The sequence below is a fragment of the Pseudomonas sp. B6(2017) genome (assembly GCF_002112765.1).
In the GTDB taxonomy this organism is placed as follows: domain Bacteria; phylum Pseudomonadota; class Gammaproteobacteria; order Pseudomonadales; family Pseudomonadaceae; genus Aquipseudomonas; species Aquipseudomonas piscis.
This window is the reverse complement of sequence record NZ_NEIQ01000001.1, coordinates 14478-36240: the sequence shown is the minus strand read 5'-3', so window position 1 is coordinate 36240 and position 21763 is coordinate 14478. Positions and strand designations below refer to the sequence as shown.

General features: G+C 63.9%; 23 protein-coding genes. 6 read left to right on the top strand and 17 right to left on the bottom strand.

Features of this window, described 5'->3' with window-relative positions; all coding sequences use genetic code 11:
* Positions 1-8 precede the first annotated feature (8 nt).
* Positions 9-1355 (bottom strand): sigma-54-dependent response regulator transcription factor AlgB, encoded by a 1347-nt coding sequence (gene algB, locus CAG11_RS00180; RefSeq protein ID WP_085593910.1) that lies wholly within the window; start codon positions 1353-1355, stop codon positions 9-11.
* Between the two features lie 433 nt (positions 1356-1788).
* Between algB and CAG11_RS00175 the strand changes: the two genes are divergently transcribed.
* The 5 genes from CAG11_RS00175 (at position 1789) to CAG11_RS00155 (ending at position 6211) form a co-directional block, all read left to right on the top strand.
* The gene (locus CAG11_RS00175) at positions 1789-2073 is read left to right on the top strand and encodes a hypothetical protein (RefSeq protein WP_031321043.1); all 285 of its coding nucleotides are present in this window, start codon (positions 1789-1791) and stop codon (positions 2071-2073) included.
* A 93-nt stretch (positions 2074-2166) separates the two neighbouring features.
* Positions 2167-2331 carry a DUF1328 domain-containing protein gene (locus CAG11_RS00170; protein WP_003170804.1) on the top strand — a complete coding sequence of 55 codons (165 nt, stop codon included), beginning with the start codon at positions 2167-2169 and terminating at the stop codon, positions 2329-2331.
* Positions 2332-2333: 2 nt separating this feature from the next.
* Positions 2334-2798, top strand: coding sequence for an inhibitor of vertebrate lysozyme family protein (locus CAG11_RS00165; RefSeq protein WP_085593908.1), 465 nt, complete (start codon positions 2334-2336; stop codon positions 2796-2798).
* Positions 2799-3526: 728 nt separating this feature from the next.
* The gene (gltP, locus tag CAG11_RS00160; RefSeq protein WP_022642721.1) at positions 3527-4858 is read left to right on the top strand and encodes a glutamate/aspartate:proton symporter GltP; all 1332 of its coding nucleotides are present in this window, start codon (positions 3527-3529) and stop codon (positions 4856-4858) included.
* 123 nt (positions 4859-4981) lie between these two features.
* Positions 4982-6211 (top strand): nucleoside recognition domain-containing protein, encoded by a 1230-nt coding sequence (locus CAG11_RS00155; RefSeq protein WP_085593906.1) that lies wholly within the window; start codon positions 4982-4984, stop codon positions 6209-6211.
* Between the two features lie 30 nt (positions 6212-6241).
* On the opposite strand, the gene CAG11_RS00150 is transcribed toward CAG11_RS00155, so the two are convergent.
* From CAG11_RS00150 to CAG11_RS00110, 9 genes are all read right to left on the bottom strand, one after another.
* Positions 6242-6862: an ABC-type transport auxiliary lipoprotein family protein gene (locus CAG11_RS00150; protein WP_085593904.1), complete on the bottom strand. Its 621-nt coding sequence runs from the start codon at positions 6860-6862 to the stop codon at positions 6242-6244.
* Positions 6859-7797 (bottom strand): MlaD family protein, encoded by a 939-nt coding sequence (locus CAG11_RS00145; protein WP_085593902.1) that lies wholly within the window; start codon positions 7795-7797, stop codon positions 6859-6861. The genes CAG11_RS00150 and CAG11_RS00145 overlap by 4 nt, the downstream gene beginning before the upstream one ends.
* Before the next feature lies 1 nt (position 7798).
* Entirely contained in the window at positions 7799-8602 is an 804-nt protein-coding gene (locus CAG11_RS00140; protein ID WP_085593900.1) for an ABC transporter ATP-binding protein, read from the bottom strand.
* Entirely contained in the window at positions 8599-9747 is a 1149-nt protein-coding gene (locus CAG11_RS00135) for an ABC transporter permease (RefSeq protein ID WP_085593898.1), read from the bottom strand. Before CAG11_RS00135 ends, CAG11_RS00140 begins: the two co-directional genes overlap by 4 nt.
* 54 nt (positions 9748-9801) lie before the next feature.
* On the bottom strand, positions 9802-10845 hold the full coding sequence (locus CAG11_RS00130; protein WP_085593896.1) for a DUF5924 family protein: 1044 nt from the start codon (positions 10843-10845) through the stop codon (positions 9802-9804).
* Between the two features lie 162 nt (positions 10846-11007).
* Positions 11008-12390, bottom strand: coding sequence for a pitrilysin family protein (locus tag CAG11_RS00125; protein WP_085593895.1), 1383 nt, complete (start codon positions 12388-12390; stop codon positions 11008-11010).
* A gap of 58 nt (positions 12391-12448) precedes the next feature.
* Positions 12449-14107 (bottom strand): Na/Pi cotransporter family protein, encoded by a 1659-nt coding sequence (locus CAG11_RS00120; protein ID WP_053137937.1) that lies wholly within the window; start codon positions 14105-14107, stop codon positions 12449-12451.
* Between the two features lie 223 nt (positions 14108-14330).
* A complete protein-coding gene (locus tag CAG11_RS00115; RefSeq protein ID WP_053137940.1) occupies positions 14331-15095 on the bottom strand; it encodes a TerC family protein in 765 nt (254 codons plus the stop codon).
* A 68-nt stretch (positions 15096-15163) separates the two neighbouring features.
* The gene (locus CAG11_RS00110) at positions 15164-16471 is read right to left on the bottom strand and encodes a CitMHS family transporter (protein ID WP_085593893.1); all 1308 of its coding nucleotides are present in this window, start codon (positions 16469-16471) and stop codon (positions 15164-15166) included.
* Positions 16472-16790: 319 nt separating this feature from the next.
* On the opposite strand from CAG11_RS00110, the gene CAG11_RS00105 reads away from it, so the two are divergent.
* A complete protein-coding gene (locus CAG11_RS00105; protein WP_085593891.1) occupies positions 16791-17192 on the top strand; it encodes a GFA family protein in 402 nt (133 codons plus the stop codon).
* Between the two features lie 71 nt (positions 17193-17263).
* Here CAG11_RS00105 and CAG11_RS00100 read toward each other — a convergent pair whose 3' ends face one another.
* The 7 genes from CAG11_RS00100 to CAG11_RS00070 all read right to left on the bottom strand — a co-directional run bounded on the left by CAG11_RS00100 (position 17264) and on the right by CAG11_RS00070 (position 21629).
* Complete coding sequence (locus CAG11_RS00100) at positions 17264-17638, bottom strand: DUF2388 domain-containing protein (protein ID WP_256578549.1); 375 nt, start codon at positions 17636-17638, stop codon at positions 17264-17266.
* Between the two features lie 97 nt (positions 17639-17735).
* Entirely contained in the window at positions 17736-19697 is a 1962-nt protein-coding gene (locus tag CAG11_RS00095) for a DUF4105 domain-containing protein (protein WP_085593889.1), read from the bottom strand.
* On the bottom strand, positions 19694-20014 hold the full coding sequence (locus CAG11_RS00090) for a DUF2388 domain-containing protein (RefSeq protein WP_022642733.1): 321 nt from the start codon (positions 20012-20014) through the stop codon (positions 19694-19696). The genes CAG11_RS00095 and CAG11_RS00090 overlap by 4 nt, the downstream gene beginning before the upstream one ends.
* A 26-nt stretch (positions 20015-20040) precedes the next feature.
* Entirely contained in the window at positions 20041-20334 is a 294-nt protein-coding gene (locus CAG11_RS00085) for a DUF2388 domain-containing protein (protein WP_085594598.1), read from the bottom strand.
* Positions 20335-20452: 118 nt separating this feature from the next.
* Positions 20453-20773: a DUF2388 domain-containing protein gene (locus tag CAG11_RS00080; RefSeq protein ID WP_022642735.1), complete on the bottom strand. Its 321-nt coding sequence runs from the start codon at positions 20771-20773 to the stop codon at positions 20453-20455.
* 158 nt (positions 20774-20931) lie between these two features.
* Positions 20932-21144 (bottom strand): DUF1127 domain-containing protein, encoded by a 213-nt coding sequence (locus CAG11_RS00075; protein WP_085593887.1) that lies wholly within the window; start codon positions 21142-21144, stop codon positions 20932-20934.
* A 269-nt stretch (positions 21145-21413) separates the two neighbouring features.
* The gene (locus CAG11_RS00070; RefSeq protein ID WP_022642737.1) at positions 21414-21629 is read right to left on the bottom strand and encodes a DUF1127 domain-containing protein; all 216 of its coding nucleotides are present in this window, start codon (positions 21627-21629) and stop codon (positions 21414-21416) included.
* Positions 21630-21763 lie beyond the last annotated feature (134 nt).

The following is a 21763-nucleotide window of genomic DNA, read 5'->3' as shown; positions in this document are numbered from 1 at the left end:
GGTCCCGTTCACAGGTTGTACTGCTTGCGTTTGCGATACAGCGTCGAAGCGTCGATGCCCAGGGTCTTGGCGGCCTGGTCCAGGGTGTCGCTGGTGGCCAGTACCGCGCCGATGTGGGCCTTCTCCAGTTCATCCAGGCTCAGCGCTGCGCCGATCCGCGGGGCGTTGTTGGTGGGCTGCTCGGCCATGCCCAGGTGGCTGATTTCCACCCGCTCCTGGGGACAGATGATGCTCGCGCGTTCCACCACGTTGCGCAGTTCGCGGATATTGCCCGGCCAGCGGTAGTTGAGCAGCGCTTCCCGGGCTTCGTCGCTGAAGCCGCGGGCCGGCCGCGAGTACTCCTTGACGAAGCGCGCGAGGAAACGATCGGCCAGGGTCAGGATGTCCTCGCTGCGTTCACGCAGCGGCGGCAGGTGCAAGGTGATGACGTTCAGGCGGTACAGCAGGTCTTCGCGAAAGCGCCCATCGCGCACCATGTCTTCCAGGTTGAGGTTGGTGGCGGCGAGGATGCGCACATCGGCCCGACGGGTCACCGGATCGCCGACGCGCTCGTATTCCTTGTCCTGAATGAAGCGCAGCAGCTTGGGTTGCAGGGTCAGCGGGAAGTCGCCGATCTCGTCGAGGAACAACGTCCCGCCGTCGGCCTGGTTGACCCGGCCCAGGGTGCTTTCGCTGGCACCGGTGAAAGCGCCCCGGCTGTGGCCGAACAGCTCGCTTTCCATCAGTTCGGCGGTCAGCGACGGGCAGTTGATGGTCACGCAGGACTTCTTCGCGCGCTTGCTCCAGCCATGGATGGCCCGGGCCAGCTCGCCCTTGCCGGTGCCGGACTCGCCGAGGATGAGGATGTTGGCGTCGGTGCTGGCCACCTGGCGTGCGGTTTCCAGCACCACCTTCATGGCCGGGCTGTGGGAGTCCAGGCCGTCTCTGGGTTTGCGCACTTCGCCTTCCAGGGCTTCCAGGCGCGCCGAGAGCTGGCGTACTTCCAGCTGCTTGGCGGTGGCCAGGCGCAATTGATCGGGGCTGCAGGGCTTGACCAGGTAGTCGGCGGCACCAGCCTGGATCGCATCCACTGCAGTGTCCACGGCGGAGTGCGCGGTGACGATCACTACCCGCATCCAGGGAGCCTGGACGCGCATCTGGGCCAGGACGTCGAGACCGTTGTCTTCACCCAGGCGCAGGTCGAGGAAGCACAGGTCGAACACCTGGCGTTGCAACAAGGTATCCGCCTGGGCCGCGCTGTTGGCGGTGGCGACGGTATAACCCTCATCTTCCAGGCAGTAACGGAAGGTGCGAAGGATGGCGGACTCATCATCCACCAACAGGATGCGGCCTTGATTTTCCGGCGCTGACTCCATTTTTCCTGGGCTCCTTATATAGACGATCTTATTTAGTCCCGGAAAAATCGGGCAAGTTGCAAGGTTGATTCTGATCCATTCTGCGGCTTGCAGGTTAGATCTCTGCGAGGCGAATAGCTAACCCACTGAAAAAAATGATGTTTTCAATGACGGGGCGATTCCGCTCAGATGCCGGTCTGTATCAGGCTGCTAGCCGTTCGGCAAAGTTCCCCCCACAAGTCAGAAGGTGCCCGATCCTGCACAAGACGATCGTGCATTTCGCACGGCCCGGCAAGCGGGCATCGTGCAGGATGCGTCTCGTCAGCTTTCGATTTGTTTGTATAACTAGCTGATTTTATTGATTTTTTTATTTGTTACAAACCTGGCATGCAGCCTGCAATACCTCTCCCATATCGCACAACAACATCTCAACCGCTGTGGGAGGTATTTCAGGATGAATCGCCAACGTCTCGCCCAAATGCGTATCGCGCCGCTGCACTTGCAACAAGGTCTGTTCGCCAGCCTTGCCCTGCTGGTCACCCTGATCGCCGGGCAGCAATTGCAGCGCTGGCAAGACAGCGAAGCGCCCGCTCCCCGTGTAGCGGTCCAGCACATGACCCAGACCCATTTCGCCCCGGTGAGCGGCCAGTTCACCGAAGCACCCCTTGCACAATTGATGACCGTCGACCAGGCACAACCGGTGCTTGAGTCGCCCCGCGAGGAGCGCTGGGTGTTCTAGACGGCCTGGGCACCGCGGTCGTGCCGGCCTTGCGGCGGCGTCGACTGTCCATGCAGGTAGCGTTTCCAATAAAGAAGAGTAAGGAGAATCATCATGCTGAGTTGGGCAATCACATTCCTGATCATCGCCATCGTCGCTGCCGTGTTGGGCTTCGGTGGTATCGCGGGTACGGCCACCGGAATCGCCAAGATCCTTTTCGTGGTGTTCCTGGTGATGTTCATCGCTTCGTTCTTCTTTGGCCGTCGCGGCCGGGGCTGACCATGGGGTTCTCCTACAAGACCCTGGCCGCCGTCGTGTTGCTGGGCGCCAGTACCCTGGCGAGCGCAGCCAACGACGGCCAGGCACGCGCCAACCAGTTGCTGAACTCGGATCCACAGTTCCGCAAGACCTGGCAAGACGTCGTGCAGAAGGAAGAGCGCCTGCCCGAATGGGTGATGAACCTGTCGGGCGAGGCCGAGCAAATGAATGCAGTGCAGGAGGATGGCGACAAGTACCTGGTGGGCCCCCTGTGCGAAACCGCCCAGAGTTGCCGCAGCCAGCGCCTGATCGTGGCCTTCGGTTTCGACAAGAAGCATGCCTATGCATTGCTGGTGGAAGTGCCTGCGGGGCTGCCCGCCGACAAGTCGCCCACCCGGCATGCCAACTACCGGTTTCTCGGCAAGCCCGAGCCCGGTATGCAGGAATTGCTTAAAGAGCAGCTGAGAAAGGACCCGAACTGGTATTGAGTCCGGGTCAGGCGAATAGACGAAAGGGCCTGGTGCGCTTTCGGCTGTTGCACGACCCGAGGAGGGCACGTGCATGACCAGGGGGCCGGGACGTTCTGATCCATCAGAGATCGGAGTGACCTAGGGGTACAGGGAGTGCCTCCGCAAGGGCCGGGTCAGGAAAAAGCGACGGCGCAAGCTCCCAGGTCGGCATCGACCTGATGAGCTTGCGGCGTGCTTGGACAGGAAAAAGACCCGATCTAGAGCCCTTGGCAAGAAAACCCACGGTGCGAACTGAAAAATCTTCCTTTGACTCCGGTCAAACGTTACCTGGTGTTTCTCTGCGACCGTATATCGAGAAACTTTCCGGGAAATCCGGAAGGTTCCAGGGCACCCGAAACAGAACATTCCTAAATTTTTTTAGACCTTTTCCTGACCCTTCCGACAAGCCTGCACGCCGCCTGAGATGGCCGTTTCACGGCATTCTGGCCTGCCGAAATGTCGTATTCTAACCGGTTGGGACGCTCGTTTTGTTTCGAAAAACTCATGCCGATTCGGCATAGGGTAGGCGTTTACGGCATTAGACGCGCCACCCTTGCATCGGAATAGTTGCGCCTTTTTTCGCCTGCAGAGAGCCGTCATTGCTCGCTCGGGATGACCTTATACGGGGGCCGATGCACAGACTTTTCCGCCATTGAGCGTTGCAGTTCGCGCATCTGCCCGAGTCCAACTGAAGTAAGGGTAATGATATGAAGAAGGCCAAATTAAGCCTCGCCTGGCAGATCCTCATCGGTCTGGTCCTGGGTATTGCGATCGGCGCACTGCTCAATCATTTCAGCGCTGAAAAAGCCTGGTGGATCAGCAACGTCCTGCAACCTGCGGGCGATATCTTTATCCGCTTGATCAAGATGATCGTCATCCCGATCGTCATCTCCTCGCTGGTGGTCGGCATCGCCGGTGTCGGCGACGCCAAGAAGCTGGGCCGCATCGGCCTCAAGACCATCATCTACTTCGAGATCGTGACCACCATCGCCATCGTCGTCGGCCTGCTGCTGGCCAACCTGTTCCATCCGGGCGCAGGCATCGACATGAGCACCCTGGGCACCGTGGACATCTCCAAGTACCAGGCCACCGCGGCCGAAGTGCAGCATGAACACGCCTTCATCGAGACCATCCTCAACCTGATTCCGTCGAACATCTTCGCGGCCATGGCCCGCGGCGAGATGCTGCCGATCATCTTCTTCTCGGTGCTGTTCGGCCTGGGCCTGTCGAGCCTGCAGGCCGACCTGCGCGAGCCGCTGGTGAAGATGTTCCAGGGCGTTTCGGAAACCATGTTCAAAGTCACCCACATGATCATGAACTACGCCCCCATCGGCGTATTCGCACTGATCGCGGTGACTGTCGCCAACTTCGGTTTCGCCTCGCTGCTGCCCTTGGCCAAGCTGGTGATCCTGGTCTACGTGGCCATCGCTTTCTTCGCCTTCGTGGTCCTGGGGCTGGTCGCACGCCTGTTCGGCTTCTCGGTGATCAAGCTGATGCGCATCTTCAAGGATGAGCTGGTGCTCGCCTACTCCACCGCCAGTTCGGAAACCGTGCTGCCGCGAGTGATCGAGAAGATGGAAGCCTACGGCGCGCCGAAGGCGATCTGCAGCTTCGTGGTGCCTACCGGCTACTCCTTCAACCTCGACGGCTCGACCCTGTACCAGAGCATCGCGGCGATCTTCATCGCCCAGCTGTACGGCATCGACCTGTCCATCAGCCAGCAATTGCTGCTGGTCCTGACCCTGATGGTCACTTCCAAGGGGATCGCCGGGGTTCCGGGCGTGTCCTTCGTGGTCCTGCTGGCTACCCTGGGCAGCGTTGGCATCCCGCTGGAAGGCCTGGCCTTCATCGCCGGTGTCGACCGCGTGATGGACATGGCGCGTACCGCCCTGAACGTGATCGGCAACGCCCTGGCGGTGCTGGTGATCGCTCGCTGGGAAGGCATGTACGACGACGCCAAGGGCCAGCGCTACTGGAACTCCCTGCCGCACTGGCGCAGCAAGGAGAAGCTGCCAGCCGGCGAGATCTCCAAGGGCTGAGCCGCCTGACGCCCGCCCGCCACCCTGGTGGGCCCGCGCAACAGACAAACCCCGGTCGATCCGGGGTTTGTCGTTTCTGCAGCCCCCGCTATCATTCGCGGCATCTTCCGAGGGATATGACCGATGCTCAATGGCCTGTGGCTTGGCTTCTTTATCGTTGCAACCGTTTCCGCCCTGGCGCAGTGGCTGGTGGGGGGCAACGCCGGGATCTTCGCCGCCATGGTGGAAAGCATCTTCGCCATGGCCAAGCTGTCGGTGGAGGTCATGGTGCTGCTGTTCGGTACCCTGACCCTGTGGCTGGGCTTCCTGCGGATCGCCGAGAAGGCCGGCATCGTCGAATGGCTGGCCAAGGTCCTCGGCCCGCTGTTCAAGCGCCTGATGCCGGAAGTGCCGCCGGGCCATCCGGCCCTGGGCCTGATCACCCTGAACTTCGCCGCCAACGGCTTGGGCCTGGACAATGCCGCCACGCCCATCGGCCTCAAGGCCATGCGCGCCCTGCAAGAGCTCAACCCCAGCGCCACCACCGCGAGCAACGCGCAGATCCTGTTCCTGGTGCTCAACGCTTCGTCCCTGACCCTGTTGCCGGTGACCATCTTCATGTACCGCGCCCAGCAAGGCGCGGCGGACCCGACCCTGGTGTTCCTGCCGATCCTGCTGGCCACCAGCGCCTCGACCCTGGTGGGCCTGCTGTCGGTGGCGGTGATGCAACGCCTGCGGTTGTGGGATCCGGTGGTACTGGCCTACCTGGTTCCCGGTGCCCTGGCCATGGGGGCCTTCATGGCGCTGCTGGCGAGCTTGTCGGCGGCGGCCCTGGCATCGCTGTCGTCGATCCTCGGCAACCTGACGCTGTTCGGCCTGATCATGTTGTTCCTGGTGATCGGCGCGCTGCGCAAGGTCAAGGTCTACGAGGCTTTCGTCGAGGGCGCCAAGGAAGGGTTCGACGTCGCCAAGAACCTGCTGCCGTACCTGGTGGCCATGCTGTGCGCCATCGGCGTGCTGCGGGCTTCCGGCGCCCTGGACTTCGGTCTCGACGGGATCCGCCACCTGGTGGCCTGGGCCGGTTGGGATACGCGCTTCGTCGATGCCCTGCCCACCGCCATGGTCAAGCCGTTCTCCGGCAGTGCGGCCCGGGCGATGCTGATCGAAACCATGAAGAGCCAGGGCGTGGACAGCTTCCCGGCGCTGGCGGCGGCGACCATCCAGGGCAGCACCGAAACCACCTTCTATGTGCTGGCGGTGTATTTCGGTGCGGTGGGTATCCAGCGGGTCCGGCACGCCGTGGGCTGCGCCCTGCTGGCGGAATTTGCCGGCGTGGTCGCGGCGATCGCCGTCTGCTACTGGTTCTTCGGCTGATCCTGCGCCGGCTTGCCGGCGCAACGGACCTCAGCGTTTCCCCACCTGGTTGCCCTGCCCCACGGCCCAGTCCACCACCTGTCGGGCCAGCACGTCGCTGGCCTGGCCGAACCCGGTCACCACTGCCGGCACCCGGGTCTCGGCCAGCGGCTGGCGTACCTCGAAGCGTCGGCTGGCGAGGATCTTCTGGTCAGCACCACGGATCAACCGCGCATCCAGGCGTATCACCACCTGGGCGGCCTTGCCCTGGTATTCGGTCTGGAATGCTTGCAGGTCGCCGCCCAGGGCCAGATCGGTCTGCAAGTTGCTGTCGTCGGTGCTCAGCAGCTGGACCCGGCCATCGCGCTGGAACCCGTCCAGCAGCCGGTTGCGCAGCAGGATCGGCGCCGGGTCGGTCCAGCGGGAGGCCTTGTAGCTGCTGAGCAGGTCGCCCTGGGGGATCACCGCGATCCGCGCACTGTTCAGGGCATCGCTGGCCTGGGGCTTGAGCAGTTGCAGCGACCACGGCAAGGCCTTGCCCGGGGTGCTGGGTTGGTTCACCGGCAAGCGGTAGATATCCAGCGGCTCGCTCTGGGGCAGGATCGAGCAGCCACCAAGGGCCAGGACGGTCCCCAGGGCCAGGGGGGCAAACAGGCGACAGGCACGCATCATGGCGTGAACTCCTTGTTCTTCTCGTTACCCAGCAGGTAACCACCGGGGTTGGCTTCCAGGCGGCGGGTGATGGCCCGCAGCGAGCTCATGGTCTCGCGCAGTTCGCGCACGGCCGGCGCCAGGCCATTGAGGCCCTGCATGCCGTTGCTCAGCGAATCCTGGTTGTCGGTCAGCAGCTGGTTGAGGGTGGCACTGCTTTGCTCCAGCGAGCGCATGGCCTGCTCGGCGCTGCCGAACATCTGCCGGCCCTGGTCGTTGAGCAGGCCGTTGGCGTTGCGCATCAGTGCTGTGGTCTGTTCCAGCATGGCGCTGGTCTGCTTGGTGATGGTTCCCAGCTGCTGCATCAGCTGGCGCAGGTCGTTACGTTGCTCGGCGATGCTGGCGGTGGTCTTCTGCAGGTTATCCAGGGTATTGCCGACCCGGTCCACGTTCTCCGGGGAAAACAGCTGGTTGGCGTTGTGCAGCAGCAGGTTGACCCCGGTCATCAGGTCGTCGCTGTTGTTCAGCAGCCGGGCGATGGGCGATGGCGAGGCGGTGATGCTCGGCAGATGGCCGTTCTTGCCCTTGAGCGGCGGGCTTTGCGGGGTGCCGCCGCTGAGCTGGATGATCGAGGTGCCGGTGATGCCGGTCAGCGCCAGTTTGGCCTGGGTGTCTTCCTTGATCGGCGTGTCGCCGGCCAGGCGGATCTGCGCCAGCACCCGGCGCGGGTCCTTGGGGTCCAGGCGCAGGTTGACCACGTCGCCGACCTTGATCCCGCTGTACTGCACCGAGCTGCCCCGGGACAGGCCGCTGACCGCTTCGTTGAAGACGATCTCGTAGTCCTGGAAGGCGCTGTCGACGCTGGACTTGGCCAGCCACAGGCCGAACAGCAAGGCGCCGGCCACCAAGATCACCGTGAACAGGCCGATCAGTACGTGATGGGCTCGGGTTTCCATATCATCCCTCGTTGGTCGGTGTCGCGGCCTGGTACGCCGCGCGGCCCCGAGGGCCGTGGAAGTATTCGTGGATCCAGGCGTCCGCAGTCTCGGCGACGATATCGATGGCATCGGCCACCAGCACCTTCTTCTGCGCCAGTACTGCCACCCGGTCGGTGATGGTGTAGAGGGTATCCAGGTCATGGGTGACCAGGAACACGCTCAGGCCCAGGGCATCGCGCAGGGTCAGGATCAGTTGGTCGAAGGCAGCGGCGCCCACCGGGTCGAGGCCGGCGGTGGGCTCGTCGAGAAACAGGATGTCCGGGTCCAGGGCCAGGGCGCGGGCCAGGGCCGCGCGCTTGATCATGCCGCCGGACAGCGACGCCGGGTACTTGTCGGCCGCCGACAGCGGCAGGCCGGCCAGGGCCAGCTTCACCGCCGCCAGGTGCTCGGCGTCGGCGCGCGACAGGCCGGCATGTTCGATCAGCGGCAGGGCGACGTTCTCGGTCACCGTCAGCGAGGTGAACAGCGCGCCCTTCTGGAACAGCACGCCGAAACGTCGCTCCACCAGCGAGCGCTGTCGCTCCGGCAGGCTCGGCAGGTCCCGCCCGAATACCCGTACCGAACCCTCGCTGGGCTGGCGCAGGCCGACGATACTGCGCAGCAAGACCGACTTGCCGCTGCCCGAGCCACCGACCACGCCGAGGATCTCGCCTTTGTACACGTCCAGGTCGAGGTTCTCGTGCACGCTCTGCTGGCCGAAGCGGTTGCACAGCCCGCGAACCTCGATCACCGCTTCGGCGGGCGCGCGCGGCGGGCGGCTCACCAGCCCATCTCCATGAAGAACAGCGCGGCCACGGCGTCGATGACGATCACCACGAAGATCGACTGCACCACCGCGGAAGTGGTGTGCGCGCCCACCGACTCGGCGCTGCCACTGACCTTGAAACCCTCCAGGCAGCCGATGGCGGCGATCAGGAAGGCGAATATCGGGGCCTTCACCAGGCCCAGGAGAAAGTGTTTCACGCCGATATCCGAATGCAGCAGCGAGAGGAACATCGCCGGTGAGATGTCCAGCGACAGCGCGCAGACCACGCCGCCGCCGATGATGCCCGAGAGCATCGCCAGGAAGGTCAGCATCGGCAGCGCCACCAGTAGCGCCAGGACCCGGGGCAGCACCAGCAATTCCATGGGGTCCAGGCCCAGGGTGCGAATCGCGTCGATTTCCTCGTTGGCCTTCATCGAGCCGATCTGCGCGGTGAAGGCGCTGGCGGTACGCCCGGCCATGAGGATGGCGGTCAGCAGCACGCCGAATTCGCGCAGGAAGGAAAACGCCACCAGGTCCACGGTGAAGATGCTGGCGCCGAATCCAGCCAGCACGGTGGCGCCGAGGAAGGCCACCACCGCCCCCACCAGGAAGGTCAGCAAGGCGACGATGGGCGCGGCGTCCAGGCCGGTCTGCTCGATATGCGCAACCACCGGGGTGATGCGCCAGCGCCTGGGATGCAACAGGCCGCGGGCCAGGGTCTCGAGGATCAGGCCGATGAAGCCCAGGGCCTTCAAGGTGTCGTGCCAGACGGTGTAGACCGATCCGCCGATACGCGAGAGCAGTTGTATGCCCACCGGGATTTCCGGTTGCTTGACCGGCACGCAGAAGTCGTTCAGCGAGCTGTAGACGGTTTGCAGCAGGGCACGGTCGGCGGCGGACAGGGTGCAATCGGGATGCTCGGCGCTGCGTCCCAGGCGCTCGGCACCCAGCAGCTCCACCAGTAGCGAGGCGCCGGCGGTGTCCAGGGCGCCGAGGCCATTGAGGTCGATGTGGGTGTCGCTATCGTAGCGCCCGGCCAGGGATTGACTGAGGCGCTTGAGGTCGGCGTAGTGCGCCAGCGTCCAGTCGCCGTGGATGCGCAATTGCGCCGGAGAGTGGGCAAGATCCAGTTGAGCGGTGCCGGGCGTCACGCTGGTAGTCATAAGCTCCAAGCTTGTATGGCCATTTTGCAGTGCTACGTAATAGCACGATCCACATTACTTTGCCTCGCCGGGCTTGGCCGCCTGTTGATCTGGATCGTCGATCTGGAAACGCAGCACGCCGATCACCTGGCCGTCCTCGGTGACGACCCGGACCTGCCATTTGCCGGTGGGGTTGGCCGGGAAGTTCTGCTTGTGGGACCAGGCGCGGTAACCCTCCTTGCGCCCGCCGTGGATGTCCAGGGCGATGCGGTCCACCTCGCTGCCGTTGAACTGCCAGACATGGTAGATGCGCTCGTCCAGCCCCCGCGGCGCGTTGATCGCGGTGTAGGCATACAGGCCATTGCCACGCACCTGGCTGGCGCTGAGGGTTTGCAGGCTGGCGCCTGGAGTACGGTCCTGGAGCTGGGTACTGATGGCGTCCTCGGTCAGCCACAGGGTGGCCGGTGGCACCCAGGAGCGCAGCAGCCAGCCGGTGCCGCCGATGGCCAGGGTGATGCACAGCACGGTCAGGGCGCTGCGTACGCTGCGGATCGGCAGGATCGAGGCCAGGCTTGGGAAGGACAGCAACATGGCGGTGCCCAGGGCCAGCTTGAAGCTCTGGGCGGTGGTCAGGTGCAGGATCAGCGGCAGCGCCGTCAGCAGCACGGCGAACAGCGTCAGCGTATGCAGGGCCAGGAACAGCCAGCGGCGAGGGGCCAGCCACTTGTAGTACAGCGGGTCGGTGATGGACACCAGGGCCGCGGCGCCCAGTAGCCCGGTGAACGCCAGTTGGCCGCTGTTCCAGCTGGTGGTGATGAAAAAGAACGGCAGGACGAAGAACAGGCTTTCCTGGTGGATCATCTGCGTGGCATAGCGCAGCAGCGGCTGCGGGATCTCGCGCTTGAAAACCTGGGCGAACAGCTGGGTCAGGCTGTTTTCCAGCATCAGCCAGACCCAGCTCACCAGCATGATGATAGCGATCCATGAGGCCAGGCCTTGTTGCCGGTCCACCAGGATGAAGCTGCAGACCCCCGAGATGAAGCCGCCGAGTGCGATGACCCCGGGGTAGCGCTTGATCAGTTCCAGCAGGCGCTGTATGTGTCGGTTCCAGTCGGGCATCGGCAGCAGGTCACGGTCAGGGTAGGAAAAAGCGCGACAGGATAACGTTGGCGGCTGCCCGTGGCGAGGGAGTCCACCCGCTCCCGGATGGGCAGCGGGTCGGCCCGGCCGATGGGCATGGCGGTACCGGTTTTCCGGCTGTCATGCAGCGCCCTGCCAGGGTCAGCTGGTGTGCCGGCGCAGCAGGCCCGCGCCCAAGCCGCCCAGCAGCGCCAGGATCAGCAGCCCGCCCAGCAGCCAGAGCACTTGCTCGTCGCTCAACAGGGGTTTTTCGATCCGCAGGTAACCCGGCTGTTCAAGCAGCTGGCGCAGGGCCTGGTTTGCCTGGGCCAGGGTCACGGCGCGCAGGGCCTTGGCCGGATCGCTGAAACGCCCATCGTCGAGATCCCCCAGGGCGCTCCAATAGTAGTCCGCCAGGGCGCTATTGCCCTGCACCGCCCAGGCCTGGCGGTCGATGGCGGCCTGCTTCAGGCGGGCGAAGGCGGCGGGGTCCAGGCCGTCCTTCAGCAAATGTGTGCGCAACTGCTCGACTACCTGCCGTGCTTCGTCCAGGTCATCGCGTTCCAGGTCGGCGTTGAGGCTGAGGAACCCGACACCACCGAAGACTTCGCGATCGCTCCAGGGGCCGTAGGACAGTTCATGCTCCAGGCGCAGCTGGCGGTACAGGGCCCAGTCCAGGTAGTCCTTGAGCAGGTCGAAGGTCTCGCTGTGCTGTTGTTCCAGCACCGGCTCGGGGAACAGCCAGTGCAATTGGGCGCTCTGCCCCACCCAGCCACGGATCAGGCTGCGCGCCGCTGCGGCATGGCCCTGCATTTGTGGCAGCTGCGGGTGTTCGCTGGGCTCCACCGGCTCCAGGGCGCCGTAGGTGCGCTCCAGATAGGCGGGCAGCAGGCGATCCAGTTCGCCCACCACGATCAGGCTCATGTTGTTGGGGGCGTACCAGTCCTTGCGCACCTGCTCCAGCCGGGCCAGGGTCAGGTGGCTGACTTCGGCTCGCTCGGTGCACTTGAGCCCCAGCTCCACCGCCAGCTGGTTGCTGGCCTTGTGGCCCAGGTCCTGGCGGTCGAGCCAGCGTTGCAGGTGCGAGTAATGGCCGCCGTCTTCACGCTCCACCACGCGCTTGGCGCTGGCCAGGGCCTTGTCGTCCAGGCGGGTGTGGGTCAGTAGCGACAGCAGCAGGTCGAGGACCTTGCGCTGGTTGCGCGCCGGGGCCTCGATCACGAAGGTGGTATCGGCATTGCTGGTATAGGCGTTCCATTCGCCGCCCAGGGCTTGCATGCGTTCTTCCAGGCCACCCTCGCCGCTGGCGTCGATACCGCTGAACAACAGGTGCTCGAGCAGGTGCGGCAGTTCCTTGTCGGTGCAGGGGAAGTCATCCAGGCCCACGCCGACTACCAGGCGGATCGCCACGTGGCCGCGTTCGCTGCCGGGCTTGAGCAGCACCTGCAAGCCATTGGGCAGGGTGTAGTCTTCGACCTGGAAGCGATCCAGGGCCCATCCTTGTGCACTGCCCAGCAGCAGGCAGGCGAGTAACAGACAACGCATAACAAGAACTTCCTTACGGCGTGCGTAAGTTGTAGAGACTGCACATGACCCTGGACGTTCAGGGCGAGTGGGTGATGTCGCTCATGTCCTCGACTTCCAGGGCCCCGGTATCCGAGGTTTCCAGCACGACATAGGCGCTGCTGCAGAACAGCGAGTTGAGGCGCTTCATGTCGGCGATCAGTTCCAGGTGCAGGGAGCTGGTCTCGATGCTCTGGACGATCTTGCGTTGCAGGCGGCTGACGTGGGCGTGGGCCAGGCGCCGTTCCTGGGCGCGGAAACGGCGCTTCTCGCGTAGCAGTTGCCGGGCGCTTTCCGGATCGGCACTGAGGAACACCGAGAGCCCCAGGCGCAGGTTGGCGATCAGCTGGGCGTGCAGGCCGGTCAGTTCCTCCAGGCCGACCTCGGAGAAGGAACGGCGCTGGGAGGTTTTCTGCTGCTGGACCTTGCGCAGCATGCGCTCGATCAGGTCGCTGGCCAGCTTGAGGTTGATCGCCAGTTCGATGATTTCCGCCCAGCGCCGGCTGTCCTGGTCGCTGAGGTCTTCGCGGGGCATCTGTGCCAGGTACAGCTTGATGGCGCTGTACAGCGCCTCGACGTCGTCGCTCAAGGCCCGCAATTCCTGGGTGATGGCGGTCTGCTTGCCGCGCAATACGTCGCCCATGGCTTCGAGCATGCTGTCCACCAGGTCGCCGATGCGCAGGGTTTCCCGGGCGGCGTTGGCCAGGGCCAGGCTGGGCGTGACCAGGGCAGTGGGGTCCAGGTGGCGCGGCCGTGCCCGGCCATTCTCCTGGGCGCGCTCGGGCAGCAGCCAGGCGCAGAGCCGCGCCATGGGGCCGACACTGGGCAACAGCAGCAGGCAACGGGCGGTGTTGTAGAGCAGGTGGAAGCCGATCACCACTTCCTGGGCACTGAAATCCAGGCTGTCCATCCAGTGGGCCAGCGGATCGAGGACCGGGATGATCAGCAGCAGGCCGATCAGCTTGTACAGCAAGCTGCCCAGGGCCACCTGGCGCCCGGCGGCGTTCTGCATGCTGGTGCTGAGAAAGGCCAGCACGCCGCTGCCGATGTTGGCCCCGATCACCAGGCCGATGGCCACTGGCAGGCCGATGACCCCGGCTCCGGCCAGGGTGGCGGTGAGCAGCACGGCGGCCAGGCTGGAATAGGAGACCATGGCGAACACCGCGCCCATCAGCGCATCCAGCAGGATGTCGCCGGTCAGCGAGGCGAACAGCACCTTCACCCCCTGGGCATGGGTGATGGGTGCGGCAGCTTCCACGATCAGTTGCAGGGCCAGGATGATCAGGCCCAGGCCGATGCCGACCCGACCCAGCTGGCCGGCGCGGGTCTGCTTGCGCGAGAGGAAGAACATCACCCCGATGAAGATCAGCAGCGGCGAGAGCCACGACAGGTCGAAGGTCAGCACCCGGGCCATCAGGGCGGTACCGACGTCGGCGCCGAGCATGGTGGCCAGGGCCGGGGTCAGGCCCATCAGGCCCTGGCCGACGAAGGAAGTCACCAGCATGGCCGTGGCGTTGCTGCTCTGGACCATGGCCGTTACCAGGATCCCGGCGATGAACGCCAGCGGACGCCGGCTCATGTTCTGGCCGATCACGTGCCGCAGGTTGGAACCGTAGACCCGCAGGATCCCGGTACGCACGATATGCGTGCCCCACACCAGCAGGGCCACGGCGGAAAGCAGATTGAGCAGGGTCAGCATGCACGGCCCCCCTGGGGTGAAGAGCCCCAAGCGGGGCCAATGGACGTTGCTGCGCGCGGTTCTAGGTTATGTATGTAAGCTTTAGTCGGCTAACGCACAGGGCGCCAGCATCGCATAGCTGTTCCGGCGACTGAAACATAACTGTTATGAAAACGTCATGTGCCGGACAAGCAAAAGGGGCCCGAAAGCCCCTTTTCATTTCAGCGATTCCAGCGCATTCGGTTTATTGACCGGGAATGTCCTTGCGCAGTTTCACTGGATCCACTTGTTTTTTCTTCGCCAGGTTGGTGCGCAACTTGATGTTGATGACTTCCACCGCCAGGGAGAAGGCCATGGCGAAGTACACATAGCCCTTGGGCACATGCACGTCGAAGGCTTCGGCGATCAGTACGGTACCGACCACCAGCAGGAACGACAGCGCGAGCATCTTCAGCGATGGGTGCTTGTCGATGAATTCGCTGATGGTGCCCGAGGCCAGCATCATCACCAGCACCGCGACGACGATCGCCGCCACCATTACCGGCACGTGGGAAACCATGCCCACTGCGGTGATCACCGAGTCCAGGGAGAACACGATGTCGATGATCGCGATCTGGATGATGGTGTAGATGAAGTTGCCGCCCTTGCCCTTGGGTTCGTCGCTGGACTCATCCTCGCCTTCCAGGGCGTGGTACATCTCCTGGGAGCTTTTCCACAGCAGGAACAGGCCACCGAAGAACAGGATCAGGTCACGCCCGGAGATACCCTGGCCGAGCACGGTGAACAGGTCGTCGGTCAGGCGCATGACCCAGGTGATCGACAACAGCAGCATGATCCGCGTGATCATCGCCAGGGCCAGGCCGAAGATCCGGGTGCGGGCCTGCATGTGCTTGGGCATGCGGCTGACCAGGATCGAGATCATGATGATGTTGTCGATGCCCAGGACGATCTCCAGGGCCGTCAGGGTGAAGAAGGCAACCCAGATTTCCGGGTTGGTCAGCCATTCCATGTGTGTTCCTTTGAGCGAGGGTTATGGCCCCGTCCGACGATCGGCCAGGGCGAAGAATCTGTGGTCTTTTATAGAGTGCTGAACAGGGGAAATATTCCCATCAACAAGGCGGCGAGCATTATGCACAGGCAGACCAGCACTGCCCACTTGAGGGTGAAGCGCTGGTGATCGCCGAACTCGATGCCGGCCAGGGCCACCAACAGGTAGGTCGAGGGTACCAGCGGGCTGAGCAGGTGTACGGGCTGGCCGACGATCGACGCGCGAGCCATCTCCACCGCGGTGATGCCGTAGTGGCTGGCGGCCTCGGCCAGTACCGGCAGGACCCCGTAGTAGAAGGCATCGTTGGACATGAAGAAGGTGAACGGCATGCTCACCAGGGCGGTGATGATCGCGAGGTAAGGGCCCAGGGCCTCGGGGATCACCGCCAGCAGGCTCTTGGACATGGCGTCGACCATGCCGGTGCCGGACAGGATGCCGGTGAAGATCCCCGCAGCGAAGATCAGCCCGACCACCGCCAGCACGCTGCCGGCGTGGGCCGCGACCCGGTCCTTCTGCTGCTGCAGGCAGGGATAGTTGACGATCATGGCGATGCTGAACGCCACCATGAACAGCACGGGTAGGGGCAGCAGGCCGGCGATCAGCGCGCACATCAGGGCGAAGGTCAGGGCACCGTTGAACCAGATCAGCTTCGGCCGGCGGGCGTCGGGGAACTGCGAGACGCTGATCTCGCTATGGTCCACCTCGTCGCCGACCAGGTGCAGTTCGCCCAGGCGGGCGCGCTCGCGCTTGCCGTACAGGTAGGCGATGGCCAGGATCGCCACCACGCCTGCCAGCATCGCCGGGATCATCGGCACGAATATATCCGAAGGGTCCACGTGCAGCGCACTGGCGGCGCGGGCAGTGGGACCGCCCCAGGGCGTCATGTTCATCACGCCGCCGGCGAGGATGATCAGGCCGGCCATGATCCGCGGACTCATGCCGATGCGGCTGTACAGCGGCAGCATGGCGGCCACGCAGATCATGTAGGTGGTGGCGCCGTCACCGTCCAGCGATACCACCAGTGCCAGCACCGCGGTGCCTACCGAGACCTTCAGCGGGTCGCCCTTGACCAGCTTGAGGATCTTGCGCACTGCAGGGTCGAACAACCCGGAGTCGATCATCAGGGCGAAGTACAGGATGGCGAACATCAGCATCACGCCGGTGGGGGCCAGCTTGGTGATGCCTTCGAGCATCATCGGGCCGATCTTCGGCGCGAAGCCACCGAACAGGGCGAACAGGATCGGCACGATGATCAGGGCGATCAGCGCCGACAGGCGCTTGGTCATGATCAGGAACATGAACGTGATGACCATGGCGAAGCCAAGGAAAGTCAGCATGGGAATACTCCAGGCGTAGCGCGGCTAGGGAATGTCGGACCGGGTGGGTTCAGCGCGGGACGGCAAGCACGAGGCGTACGGGAGTGGGGATAGCGAACAGGCGGGTACGAGCGGACATCAGAATCACCATTGTTGTTGTTAATTGGACCGGGAGCGCCTGAGCGCCCACTGTGGCCAGCCGGTCTGTCGCCGGCAGTGGGGGGCGATGCTAATGGGACAAGCTTTCAGCCAGCTTTCGCCGGAGAAAGGAAGTCGCGGCTGTGGCAATGCCCGACAGGCGGCATACAGTGAAGGACATCAAGGCAAAGGAGGCAGGGACATGGACCCATTGCACAGCGGGGGCTGCCATTGCGGCCGGGTGCGTTATCAATTCAGCGGGCCGTTGCAGGATATCGCCCACTGCCATTGTTCGATCTGTCGTCGGGTCAGCGGCGGCTTGGTCACGACCTGGATCACCCTGCCCGCCTCGGCTTTCAGGTGGCTGGCGGGCAACCCGGCCCGCTATGACTCGTCCGCCAGTTGCGCCCGGTATTTCTGCGGTGATTGCGGGGCGCACCTGGCGCTCATCACCCAGCTGAGCCCGGACAGCATCGACGTCACCATCGCCACCCTGGATCATCCGGAGCAGGCCCCGGCGCAGCGGCATATCTGGACCGACAGCCGCCTGCCCTGGCTGCACCTGGACGAGCAGTTGCTAGGTGAGGCGCAAGAGACGTTATAGGGCCTTGGGCACTCTCTTCAATCGAGGAGAAGGTTCCTGGCAAGGTTCGGACAGGTCCGTCCTTGGGGGCTTCAGTGGGTGGAAGCCAGGATGGCGCAAGCCAGGGCAAGATCATCGTAGTGATCCAGGTTGCCCTTCTGACGCAGCATCAGCAGGGCAGATTCCAGTAGCGCCCCACGAACGGCGGTGTCGGTGGCGACAAAGGCCGCGGCGTCATCGCGGGCCAGCAGCAGTCGCTTCTGATCGCTGTCACTCAGTTCGTTGAATGTCACTGTGGTGCCGATAAATGGGCCGGTTGTGGTGAGGGCTCCCCAGAACACCGTGGCCATGCCAGGCTCTGTATCGAAGTCGGGGACTACCTTGATGGCTTGGGCAGGGGTGCTAAGTGCCAGGGTGCCTAGAATGCTGAAGCCTAAACGCGCGGCGATAGTCTTGGGGCTTTTCATGGTGACATGCATCCTGCAGCCGTAGGTGTGGACCTGCTGCAAACGAGGTGCTTTCTGGCGGCTAGCAGGCACAAAGCACCGAATGTGGATCAGGGAGTCAAGGCAGTTCCAGGCCGCCTGCGGCCTTGTGCAGCGCCCGCAGGTGTTCGCCCACCTGCTTGAGGTTGGCTTCGTTGGCGGCGATCTCGGCAGCGCGAGCTGGTTCCAGCAAGGCCCGCACTTCCTTGTCCAGGTCGCCGGTCAGGGATTGCAACTGCTTCTGCCGCTGGCTGCTCTCGGCCTCCAGGCGCTGCCATTCTCCAGGTTGCGGCAAGCCATAGCCGCTGCTACCCAGTAGCTCCGCCGGGCGGCTGAGAAAACCGCTGTTGGCGAGAATCTGCTGCAGGGTCTGGTTGGCCTTCTCCATGCCGCCATTCTTCAGCTCGCGGGCGCCCAGGTAACGTTGCTTGACCTCGTCCTGGGCCAGCAGCAGCTGGCGGCGAAAGCTCGCCTGCTCCAGGAGCAGCAAGGCGGCGCTGGTACGCAGGTCGGCCTGGGCGAACCACTGGCGGCGTTGCTCGGCGCTCAGTGACAGCCAGTCCTCGACGTTGGCCTGCTTGATCGGCAGGTTCTTCCTGATGACCTCGAACATCGCCTGGTAGCGATCGCGGAACGAGTCGAAGCGATAACCCAGGCGCAGGGCCTCGCGGGGATCGTCGAGCACGCTGGTATCGGCCAGTCCCCTGCCCTTGAGCACTTCCAGCAGGCCATTGGGCATGATGCTGTCCAGGCCGACCAGTTGCTTGTTGTTGCTGCCGCTGCGCAGCAGCTTGAGGCTCTCCACGGCGCAGTTGTTGGACAGGAAGTAATAGTTGCCGTCGTAGCTCCAGTGCATCTCGGCGGCGTGTTCCACCACTTCCTCGATCTCGCTGCGCGAGAGTTTCAAGGGCACCGAGGCCAGGCTGCGCAGCTCGGTCTTGGTGTATTCGTCGATCACCTGGGCCAGCGGCAGGATGAACAGCCGCGACGGGTACTTGCCCACCAGGCCATCCCAGCTGGAGAGCTGCACGTCGCCGACGAAGGCGCGATAGGACAGCACCAAGTGCTGGTCCAGGTCCAGTCGGCAGTCTGGTCCACGGGGCCGGCCCGGGGCACAGATCACCAGGCGCAGCATGCTGTGGCCCCAGCGACTGACCCAGTTCTGGTTGGCTTCGGCCAGCAGGTAGTCCACCGCGTAGACCCGCTCCGGGTCGACCTTCCCCAGGGGCGTCTTGGCGAAGTCGTTGCCGGCATTGAGGAAGGCGAAGGACTTGGCGCAGGTGTCCTTGGCGGCGGGCGCCCAGCCGAAATGTTCCTGGTAGTAGCGGTAGAGCGCTGGACGCCGGCAGGCGTAGCTCGGGTCCAGGAGGAAGTACTCCATGTTCACCGCGACGAACTCTTTGGGGTTGGTCGTCTCGTAGAGGTCGGGGCTGCGGGCGATCTGGCGGTTGTGCTGCTCGCGCTCCCCGCGCCGGCCGACGTACTGCTGCCAGCCGGCCAGGTCCAGCAGGCGTGGGTCGTCGCTCAGGGTGAAGCGGCGATCGTTCTGGCCACGGCAGGCGTCCGGCAGGCCTACCAGGCCGGTGGTGCCGTTGTTGCGGGTGCAGCGCTGGATCAGGCTGCGTTCGGCGCTGGGCCAGAGGCGCGCACGATCATAGATATGGGTCAGCTCATGGAGCACGGTGGCGAGCATTTCCCGGCGCACGGTGCCATGGGGGCGGCTGGTTTTCTGGGTGGCGGCGGAACCGTCGGCAAGGCTCGGCAACAGTGCGCGGTTGAGGTCCAGCTCCGCTACCAGGGAGGCTTCACCGTAGGCGTTGTCGGGCATGCGATCGGTCCAGCCGACGGCGATGGTGCGATCCAGCTGCTGGATGAAGCGTGGCGGCAATGCCTGCATCGCTTCGTCCAGCAGGGCCTGGCTGGCTTGTTGTTGCTGCGGGGTCAGGCCATCGGTCTTCAGGCGCAGCTTGAGGTCGGCCTGGGCGGTGCCGCAGAGCAAGCCCAGGGTCGTTGCCAGCAGCCAGGCGCGCAGCGGCTTCACAGGGCGAGGATGGCTTCGGCCAGTACCTGGTCGCTGGCATCGCGGGCTTCCGGTACGCGGGCCCGCAGGGTGTCGAAGGCGGCTTCCAGCTGGGCGCCACGGATATCGCCGTTGCTGGCGACGAAGCTGGCGGCGTCGTCATGGGCTTCGCGCACGAGCTTGGAGTCACGGATTGAGGTGGTGGTGTCCGAGGTGAAATCGATGGTGCGACCGAAGGCGCGGACGATGATGTTACTGGTGGCCACCAGGGTGTGTGCCTGGGCCACGTCGGCCAACAACAACAGGCCGAGGGTGGCGGCAATCAGCGGGCTACGCATGGGATGACTCCGGGGGTACGGGATAGCTATTGGACGAGAATTGCCTGCGCCAGTTCAAGGTCGCCGGCATGCAATTTCGCCGGGGCTGCGCGCAGGTATTTCAGCGCGGATTCCAGGCGGGCGCCACGCAGTTGGCCGTCGGTTGCAACGAAGGCAGCGGCATCATCCTGGGCGGCGAGTAGCAGTTTATGGTCGAAGGGCGCGGAGGTCACCTGGCTTGTGGCGTAGACGCTGACGACCGAGCCTTGGGTGATCACGTCGAACGCCTGGGCCGGGTTGGCCCAACAGATCAGGAGCAGTACTGGAGCGGAAAAGGCAATGCGAAACAAACCTGTGGATCCCGGTAGCTGAAAACCAGCGCAAAGGCTAGCGCAACGGGGCGCCAAGGACCAGCGCAGAGCGGTTCAGGTGCGCTGGGGCACCTGAACCGGGCACATCTCAGATCGCCAGGATGGCTTGGGCCAACTGGGTATCGGTGGCCTGCTGCAGCTGTGGCGCTTGCTGGCGGATGTGGGCGAAGGCGCTTTCCAGCTTCACCCCGCGAATGGCGCCATCGGTGGCGACGAAGCTGGCGGCGTCGTCCCGGGCGGCGCGAACGATCTTGTTGTCACGCAGTGAGGAGGTGGCGTCGGAGGTGGCATCCGAGGTGGCCTTGAGCGCACCGACAATGGCGTCGGTGGTAACGATCAGACTGCTGGCGTGGGCGTTGGCGGCCAGGGCCAGCAGGGCTGCGGCGCTAAGCAGGCGGAGACGAGGCATGGGTAACTCCTGTGGATGAACAGACAATGAAAGGCGCTGAGTGATACGCCGGGCAGCCACTGCAAGGTGCTGTGTCCGATTGCTCTGACGCAGCACGGGAGGAACTAGCCACGTCATGCCCGATATTAGGCCTCGTCGTTGCGTTCGCCCAGAGCTGTTCAGGTTCGCCAGAACGGTTTGTGCAGCTCCGCTGCCCTGTCGCAGTGGCTGATGCCGCTGTCCGCCAGTTGACGCTCGTCCAACTGGGCCAGGAGCTTGCGGGTCCTGGCCCGTTCGCCCATGCGCGCGATGGCGCTCAACCAGGCGTACCAGGGATGCGGGCCCTTGGCGGGTTGTGGGTGGCTGTCGGTCGAATGGGTTGGCGAGTCCATGATGCGTTCCTCGATGAGGCGTCTAGCCCGTGGTTTGGAAGCTTCATCATGTGAGGAGCGAATGGTCCCTGGCAGATACACCAGTGTTAAATTGTACTGGTTCAATTGTTGTTTATTTAAAACTGTATCTATTCCGGTTTGCCTGGCTGTATTCCAGGTTCCCGCGGCCATGAAGCACAAGACCCGCCGCGGTTTCCCGCGGCGGGTCTTGTGTATGCGATTCGGGGTGCTGGCGGTCGACCCGGTGGGTCAGGGCCAGCGACGCTGAGTTAGCGCCAGAACGGCTTGCTCAGCTCTTCGTAGCGTTGCGCTTCGCTGATCCCGGCATCGGCCAGCAGACGCGAATCCAGGCGAGCCAGTTGGTGGCGGCTGGAGATGCGGCGCTGCCACAGCATCAGGTTGGCGAGAACGCGCAGAGGCAGGGAAGCCTGGGATTTAACAGCCTTGTCTTCGAAGAACAGTTCGGAACTGAGTGTACGTTCCATGGTTGACATCCTTCCGCTTGTGGCGGGATCAGGTAGTGGTTTAACTGGTGCCCATGATCCTCTTCCGGCGCAAGACTCTGTAGATACAGTTCACCTGTATTGTGAAAGACCAGTTAACTGTTTATAGGGGCTGT